The sequence below is a fragment of the Orenia metallireducens genome, from assembly GCF_001693735.1.
Lineage (GTDB): Bacteria > Bacillota > Halanaerobiia > Halobacteroidales > Halobacteroidaceae > Orenia > Orenia metallireducens.
Genome location: NZ_LWDV01000006.1, coordinates 262642 through 269988, shown reverse-complemented (window position 1 = coordinate 269988; position 7347 = coordinate 262642). Strand labels below are relative to the sequence as shown.

Below are 7347 nucleotides of genomic sequence, written 5' to 3'. Positions count from 1 at the left end.
GTGCACCTTCCTGTAATTTATTTGTTTTATGGTGATTCAATTATATTACAGTTCGGTCCACTATGGGTATTTTTTATTTAGTTCAATTTTATTTTACAATGAAGCAAATAAATAATTTTAAAAAATAAGGAGGAAATTCTTAATTTATGTTTAATTATCTCTTTATAGAATTTTTTAGTAAGAGAGGGGAAAGATAGATGTCGCATATAATTGCATTATTTCTACAATTCATTCCTGAAGAAACAGCACTTGCTTTTTTAGCTACGGTATTTCTTAAGGTAGAGATTGATAAGAAAACAGTATTAGTTATAGGATTAATAAGTGGAGTAGCAGTATACTTATTTAGAATGTTACCAGTAACTTTTGGTTTTCACACTATATTTCTTATTCTACTAGATACAGTACTATTAAATTATTTTTATCAGAGAAGGGTTTTAGACTGTTTTAGTTCTATTTTAAAACCATTTATTTTATTGTTTTTTTGTGAGATTATTACTGCAAATATTTTGCATTATATTAGTGATAAATCAATTGAAGAGCTTATAAGAAACCCTTTAATAAAAACGATAGTTGTGCTACCACAAGTTATTTTATTGTTTTTAGTGGGGATAGTTATATTATGGATGAGAGATAAGAAGGAGCAAAGATATGATTTATGATACGACAGTTAATAAGATTAATAATTATATTGTTCAGGAATTGGATTTAACAGCTAAAGAGCAAGGTAGAATTAAATTTGGAATTGAATTATTAATTTCTACAATTATGTCTCTTGGTACTACACTTATTGTAGCTAAATTATTGGGTATTCTTAATTCTGTAATCTTTATCTCATTAGCTGGTGTATTATTAAAACAAGTTTCAGGAGGAATTCATTTTAAGACTCCTTGGGAATGCGCTTTCTTTACTGCTTTTTTCTTTAACTTACTAGGTTATATTAGTTTCTGGGCTAAAGAATCAGTTTTTAATAATTGGGTATTATTTTTAGTTCTTAGCTCTCTTTATATAATAATATCATTATTCTTATGGAGCCCAGCAGATGTTCCAGAAAAGCCGATTAAAGATCAGAGGCAAAGGAGAAGACTAAAGTTAATATCCTTAATCTTGGCTATATTTTTATTAATCTTAGTAGCTCTTTTATTTTATATTTATAAAGGTTGCTTTGCTTTGATTAATGTTAGTCTAATTTTAGGATTATTGTTTCAAGTATCTTCAATTAATCCTTTAGCTTATAAGTTATGTAATCTTTATTACCGGGTTAAAGTGAAATTTGTCTCGAAATAGGATGAATTAGTATTTAATAAAATTATTTTAGTATAAGGAGGAGATAATAATGAAGAATTTATTAAAAAAATTCTTGGTAAATGGGCTAGCTGCTATTTTATTGGCAATTGCATCAACTGGGATTGCTTCAGCATGTGGTGGAGGTTTCTATCAACCTGAATTACCAGAAGAATAAATTATATCACAGTAAAAGGTAGTATTTATACTATCTTTTTACCTTTTTTTACATGGAGGGATATGTATTGAATGATAGCAATTTAAATTGGAAAGAGGTAAGACAGAACAAATTAACAGATTATATTTCCTTTAGTTACATTATATCTTTATTACTTATGGGATTAATGTTTGTAAAATTTGTTTTCAATTTTCAATTTGCTCTTACATCTTATATTACTTTAATGAGCTTTATGTTTATGTTATTTATTTATTTTGTCTCTAGATATTTAAATAGCAAGACAATAATGGATACTCCTACAAAAAAGACTTATTTTTTATTTGTTATATTTATTACTTTAATTTCTCTGGCAATTTATAATAATATGATTTTTAATAGGCATTTTTTAAAGGTATATTATATAATTCCTATCATTTTAGCTACAGTTAATTACGGTCAAAGCTTTGGCTTTTTTGTAGCAGGTTATTCTACTATAAATTTGTTGTTATTAAACTATTCCTTGAGAGACTTTTCTAATCTTGATTTTGATATAATACTTATTATCTTATCTTTTTGGATTGCTTGGTTGATTGGAGGCTTTATAGGTTTAGAAAGAAGGATACAGAAGCACCTGGAGAAGATGGCTATTACAGATAGTTTAACTGGATTACCTAATTATGCTAATTTTCAAAGAAGATTAGATGTATGGTTACAGAAAGCTGAAAAGAAGCAAGTTGCACTAAGTTTGGTAATAATGGATTTGGATAACTTTAAGTTTTTTAATGATTCGCTAGGGCATCAAAAAGGTGATGAATTATTAAAAAATGTGGCTATTCTGGTTAAAGAAGAGATAGAAGAAGAGGATATTTTCTTTGCTCGTTGTGGTGGAGATGAATTTGTATTCTTATTTTTTGGTTATGATGAGAAGGATACTCTAAGTAAGATTACTAAAATTAAAGATAAAGTACAAGAGAATTTAGATATACCCTATGAGGAATTTTTAGAGCAGAAACCAACCTTCTCATTAGGGATATCATCCTTTCCAGAGCAAGCAAAGAATAAGAAGGAATTAATTGATATGGCTGACTATGCTTTATATCAAGTTAAGACTACTCAAAAAGATCAAGTTAAAGTTTATTATGAAGCTTTAAATGAACTAGCAGCTGAAAGTGAAGAGTCAGAAAGAAAATTGTTTAACTCAGTAAGAACTTTATTGAATATAATTAATGCAAAGGATAAGTATACCTATGGACATTCAGATCGTGTAGCAGGCTATGTGAGAGAGTTTGCTGAGGAATTAGGATTATCAACTACAGAAAAGAAGAAGTTGATCTATGGCGCTTTTTTTCATGATATAGGAAAGATTGAGATTGAACGGGAAATTTTAATGAAACCAGAAAGGTTGACTGAAGTGGAATGGCAAAAAATAAAAAGACACCCTGAGATTGGTGCAGAGATTCTTAAACCTCTAGAATCTTGCCAGGAAATTTTACCGATGTCCCTTTATCATCATGAGAATTATGATGGAACAGGTTATCCCAAAGGATTAAAGGAGAATGAGATTCCTTTTTATGCTAGAATATTAAGGATTGTGGATAGTTTTGATGCGATGACAAGTAAAAGACAATATAGTTTTGCTTTGAGCAAACAAGAGGCTCTTGAAGAATTAAATAGAGGAGCTGGTAAAGAATTTGATCCTATCCTCGTAAAGATATTTACCAGAGTAGCAGAGAAGAATATTTCTTTAAATTAAATACTTAATAATTTCAAAAAATAAGCTCTTTTTAAGAGCTTATTTTTTATAGTCCTATATCTTTATCTCTATTCATCACCACTACTTCAGAGCCTTCGATCTGTTTATATAATGTTGAATATATCTGGATTGTATCTTCAAGACTTAAGCCGTGTACTTCAATACTGGTTAATAGCTCAGCTAATTTAATATCATGCTCCTCATAAATTCTTGATATTAAATTGACTGTACCTTCGATATCATCTTTAGGAACAATTTCAGGATGAATTAAAATTTTAATATCTTTTATTTGATCTAGTTTGCCATCAATAAATTTTGCTTTACCTCTTTCATCAATACCCTGCACAATTATTTCACCTCCTTTAATCTACACAATATTGTTATCAATTAATCATAGCAGAGAAGAATATTTCATTATAAAAGAGTAACTTTTTATATTTTTTGATTATTTTAGTCTTATAATTTTGTCGATTAAAGATTTTGAGGTAGTCATCTATGGTTCTAATATATTGACCATTATCAAATAAGCTCATAAAGTGATTATTAAAATGTGAATTTAAATGGTAATAAGGCTCAATTATTAATAGCTTCCCATTAGAATTTAATAAATCAGCTAATTCAATGAGAATATCTTCTAAATCTATTGAAGAGATATGATGTAAAACTGCAATTATCAAAATATAGTCAAAGGACTGATTAATATCTTTTAAACCTTTCTCCTTAATACTTCGAAAAGAGTATTTTGGATATAACTCTTTAGCATATTTAATTCTGTTTGAATCAAGGTCTATTCCTAAATATTTATCAGGTGAAAAGAGGGAACAGCTAGATCCTATACCGCACCCAAAGTCTAGAACTTTTTTATCATGAAGATTAAAATTATTACTTATAAGGTTATTAATATATAAGTTGACCAAGTATTTAGGACGGATTAGCCAATGGTATATCTTCGGTGATAGTTCCATAAAAAATAAATTCACCATCTTTCTTATAATATATATTGTTATTTATAAACTGCCCTCTAAAATATTAAAATATAATAAAAACTTATGTCTATGCTTGAATATAATAATATAAAAAAATAATTATTTATAGATTATCAAAGCTTTGTATAATTATGATTTATTAGATTAGAAGGGGGAAGTAGGTTTTAGTGTTTATTTTTTCTTGCCTAATCTATTTGTTCTATGTTATAATAAAGCAGATAAAAATTGAATAAGACAGTTCATTTGCACCATCCTGTCTATAAATAAAACTAGGGCAACTATCATTAAATAAAATATTTGATAGTTATTTCGTGTTATATAGATAGGGGCAGAGTTGCCTCTTTTTTTATTATAGAATATATAATTTTTATAATAGGGGTGCATTAGCGTACCTCTATTATTTTTTTGGAGGTTGAATTATGAATAGGATTGGGATTACAACTACTGTTCCAGTAGAGGTATTATTAGCGGCAGGTTATCAAGTAACAGATCTCAATAACATCTTTGTTACGTCAGAGGATTATAGTGAATATATCGATTTAGCAGAAAAGGATGGCTTTCCTAAGAGTTCATGTGCTTGGATTAAAGGAATTTATGGAGTCTGTTTAAAAGAGGGAATTAAAGAGATAGTTGGTGTAGTAGAAGGTGATTGCTCTAATACGAGGGCTTTACTGGAAGTCTTGGAGCTAAAGGGTGTGAAAGTTTATCCCTTTGCATATCCACATAGCCACCAATTAAAGGATGTTAAGGAAGCTCTAGATAAATTCATGGCATTATTTAATGTAAGTAGGGAAGATGTAGAAGATGTTAGAGAGAAATTGAATAAAGTTCGAGCTTTAGTAAAAAGGTTAGATAAATTAACATATCTTGATAATAAAGCTACTGGTTTTGAGAATCACCTCTATCAAGTTAGTAGTAGTGATTTTAATGGAGATTTTAATAGATTTGGAGAAGAGTTAAAAACCCTAATAGCTGAAATTAAAGAGCGTAATCCGATTGATAAGAAGTTAAGATTGGGTTTTATCGGTGTTCCTCCTATGACTATTGATATTTATGAGTATGTAGAGAAATTTGATGCTAGTTTTGTCTATAGTGAAGTACAACGGGAATTTGCCTTTCCTCGTGCTGATGAGCATGATAATATCTATCAGCAATATTATGACTATACTTATGTTTATGATTTAGATTTTAGGCTGAAATATATTAAAAGAGAAATTGAACTTAGAAACTTAGATGGTCTAATTCATTATACTCAAGCCTTCTGTTATCGGGAGATAGAGAATATAGTTATTAAGCAGGAGTTGGATATACCGATTTTAAATATTAGTGGAGATAAGCTCAATAGATTGGATTCAAGGACTAAGCTGAGAATAGAAGCTTTTTTAGATATGTTAGGTGATTTAAAGGAGGGAAGACTTTGAAGACTTTAGGAATAGACTTAGGTAGTAGGGAAGTAAAAGTAGCTGTTATGGAAGATAATCAGATTGTAAAAAAATTCAAAGTCAGTACTCTCTCCTTCTATAAAGATTACTGTAACTTCGAAGGGAAGATAATAGTTGACGAGACTAAGCTGAATCTAGGAAATGTAGCAAGTAAAGTATCTACTGGTTATGGTCGCAATAATACAGACCTTAAATCCTTTGAAGCGATTAATGAGATTAAAGCCCATGTCTATGGAGCAATTTATCAGACTGGATTAAAAGATTTTATCCTCCTAGATGTAGGTGGGCAAGATGTTAAGGTAACGAAGGTAGAGAAGGGCTTAATCGTTGATTTAGAGTTGAATGATAAATGTGCAGCTTCTTGTGGAAGGTATTTAGAGAATATGGCAAACTTACTAGAAGTACCTTTAGCTGAAATGGCTAAGCATTATTCTAATCCTGTAGAATTAAACTCTACTTGTGCGGTCTTCTCTGAATCTGAATTAATCGGACAGATAGCCGAAGGTGTAGAGATAGCAAGACTTTGTGCAGGTGTAAACTACTCCATGTATAAGAGATTACAGCCGCTTTTGACTAAATTTAGAGGAAGGAAGCTGGTCTTATCTGGTGGAGTAGCCCATAATCGAGCTTTGCAAGAATACTTAAAGAGGGATTATGATCAATTGATTTTATTAGATGATCCTCAATTTAATGGAGCAATTGGATGTTGTTATTATGGGAGAAGGATAGTTAATAGTTGACAGAGGACAGTTAAAAATCAAGAACTTGATAACCCTTTATATTATGAAGGTTTAAGAGGTCTTGAACTTAACTGTCAACCGTCACCTGTACACTGTAAACTAATATAAAAAGTGTCGCATTATCTGTCTTAAATTTTAATCTATAAGATCTTAATCAAAAATAAAGAGGTGAAGTATTTATGAAGAAAGCAGTAGTTTTATTGTCAGGTGGATTAGATTCGACAACAGCATTATATCTGGCTAAATCTAAAGGGTATGAGGTTTATGCTATCTCCTTTGATTATGGGCAGAGGCATGATAAAGAGCTCCAATCTGCTAAAAATGTAGCAGAGGTTGCTGGAGTAAAAGAGCATATTATAGTAGAGACTAATATGGGTGCCTGGGGAGGATCAGCTTTAACTGATCAGAGTATAGATGTCCCAGAAGGTGATGAGCAGAGAAAGGAGATTCCAGTTACTTATGTACCTGCTAGAAATATGATATTTTTATCTTATGCTGCTTCCTATGCCGAAGTGGTTGGAGCTCAGGATGTATTTATTGGGGTAAGTGAAGTCGATTATTCTGGTTATGTTGACTGTCGCCAAGAGTTTATCAATGCTATGGAGCAGGCAATTAACAAGGGAACTGTCTGTGGTGCCGAAGAAGGTAAGCCTATCAAAATTCATGCACCTTTTATCAATATGACTAAGGCTGAAGAGATAAAGCTGGGGATAAAACTTGGAGTAGACTATGCTCAGACCTGGTCTTGTTATTGCGGAGAAGAGCAGGCTTGTGGTAGTTGTGATAGCTGTGTCTTAAGGTTGAAGGCCTTTGAAGAAGCAGGTCATATAGACCCACTAAAATATCAGGATTAGGCAGAGAATTAACTGTAACTTAAAATATAAAATATTATTTTCACGGAGACTCTTGAACTTTGGACTCGTAGAGAGGCTGGATATGAGGATTCAGTGGAGTATAAAAATAGTTGATGGTTGGCAGTGTAAACTAA

General features: G+C 30.7%; 9 protein-coding genes. 7 read left to right on the top strand and 2 right to left on the bottom strand.

Annotated elements, in window-relative coordinates; all coding sequences use genetic code 11:
- Positions 1-197: 197 nt before the first annotated feature.
- The 4 genes from U472_RS02565 to U472_RS02555 all read left to right on the top strand — a co-directional run bounded on the left by U472_RS02565 (position 198) and on the right by U472_RS02555 (position 3191).
- A complete protein-coding gene (locus U472_RS02565) occupies positions 198-659 on the top strand; it encodes a hypothetical protein (RefSeq protein WP_068715202.1) in 462 nt (153 codons plus the stop codon).
- Positions 649-1284 (top strand): accessory gene regulator ArgB-like protein, encoded by a 636-nt coding sequence (locus tag U472_RS02560; RefSeq protein WP_068715199.1) that lies wholly within the window; start codon positions 649-651, stop codon positions 1282-1284. Before U472_RS02565 ends, U472_RS02560 begins: the two co-directional genes overlap by 11 nt.
- A gap of 49 nt (positions 1285-1333) precedes the next feature.
- Positions 1334-1459 carry a cyclic lactone autoinducer peptide gene (locus U472_RS16095; protein WP_083189710.1) on the top strand — a complete coding sequence of 42 codons (126 nt, stop codon included), beginning with the start codon at positions 1334-1336 and terminating at the stop codon, positions 1457-1459.
- 67 nt (positions 1460-1526) lie between these two features.
- Complete coding sequence (locus U472_RS02555) at positions 1527-3191, top strand: bifunctional diguanylate cyclase/phosphohydrolase (protein WP_068715197.1); 1665 nt, start codon at positions 1527-1529, stop codon at positions 3189-3191.
- Positions 3192-3237: 46 nt separating this feature from the next.
- On the opposite strand, the gene U472_RS02550 is transcribed toward U472_RS02555, so the two are convergent.
- Together U472_RS02550 and U472_RS02545 are read right to left on the bottom strand one after the other, a co-directional pair.
- Positions 3238-3537, bottom strand: coding sequence for a hypothetical protein (locus tag U472_RS02550; protein ID WP_068715195.1), 300 nt, complete (start codon positions 3535-3537; stop codon positions 3238-3240).
- Positions 3538-3574: 37 nt separating this feature from the next.
- Entirely contained in the window at positions 3575-4156 is a 582-nt protein-coding gene (locus U472_RS02545) for a class I SAM-dependent methyltransferase (RefSeq protein WP_068715193.1), read from the bottom strand.
- 440 nt (positions 4157-4596) lie between these two features.
- Here U472_RS02545 and U472_RS02540 point away from each other — a divergent pair, with 440 nt between their 5' ends.
- The 3 genes from U472_RS02540 (at position 4597) to queC (ending at position 7213) form a co-directional block, all read left to right on the top strand.
- On the top strand, positions 4597-5598 hold the full coding sequence (locus tag U472_RS02540; RefSeq protein ID WP_068715191.1) for a 2-hydroxyacyl-CoA dehydratase family protein: 1002 nt from the start codon (positions 4597-4599) through the stop codon (positions 5596-5598).
- Entirely contained in the window at positions 5595-6359 is a 765-nt protein-coding gene (locus U472_RS02535) for an acyl-CoA dehydratase activase (protein WP_068715189.1), read from the top strand. Before U472_RS02540 ends, U472_RS02535 begins: the two co-directional genes overlap by 4 nt.
- Before the next feature lie 179 nt (positions 6360-6538).
- The gene (queC, locus tag U472_RS02530; protein WP_068715187.1) at positions 6539-7213 is read left to right on the top strand and encodes a 7-cyano-7-deazaguanine synthase QueC; all 675 of its coding nucleotides are present in this window, start codon (positions 6539-6541) and stop codon (positions 7211-7213) included.
- The last annotated feature ends 134 nt before the right edge of the window (positions 7214-7347 follow it).

Excerpts from the sequence above, each read along its gene's own strand:
- U472_RS02565 (WP_068715202.1), top strand. The coding sequence starts at position 198 with ATGTCGCATATAATTGCATTATTTCTACAATTCATTCCTGAAGAAACA.
- U472_RS02560 (WP_068715199.1), top strand. The coding sequence starts at position 649 with ATGATTTATGATACGACAGTTAATAAGATTAATAATTATATTGTTCAG.
- U472_RS16095 (WP_083189710.1), top strand. The coding sequence starts at position 1,334 with ATGAAGAATTTATTAAAAAAATTCTTGGTAAATGGGCTAGCTGCTATT.
- U472_RS02545 (WP_068715193.1), bottom strand. The coding sequence starts at position 4,156 with ATGGAACTATCACCGAAGATATACCATTGGCTAATCCGTCCTAAATAC.
- U472_RS02540 (WP_068715191.1), top strand. The coding sequence starts at position 4,597 with ATGAATAGGATTGGGATTACAACTACTGTTCCAGTAGAGGTATTATTA.
- queC (WP_068715187.1), top strand. The coding sequence starts at position 6,539 with ATGAAGAAAGCAGTAGTTTTATTGTCAGGTGGATTAGATTCGACAACA.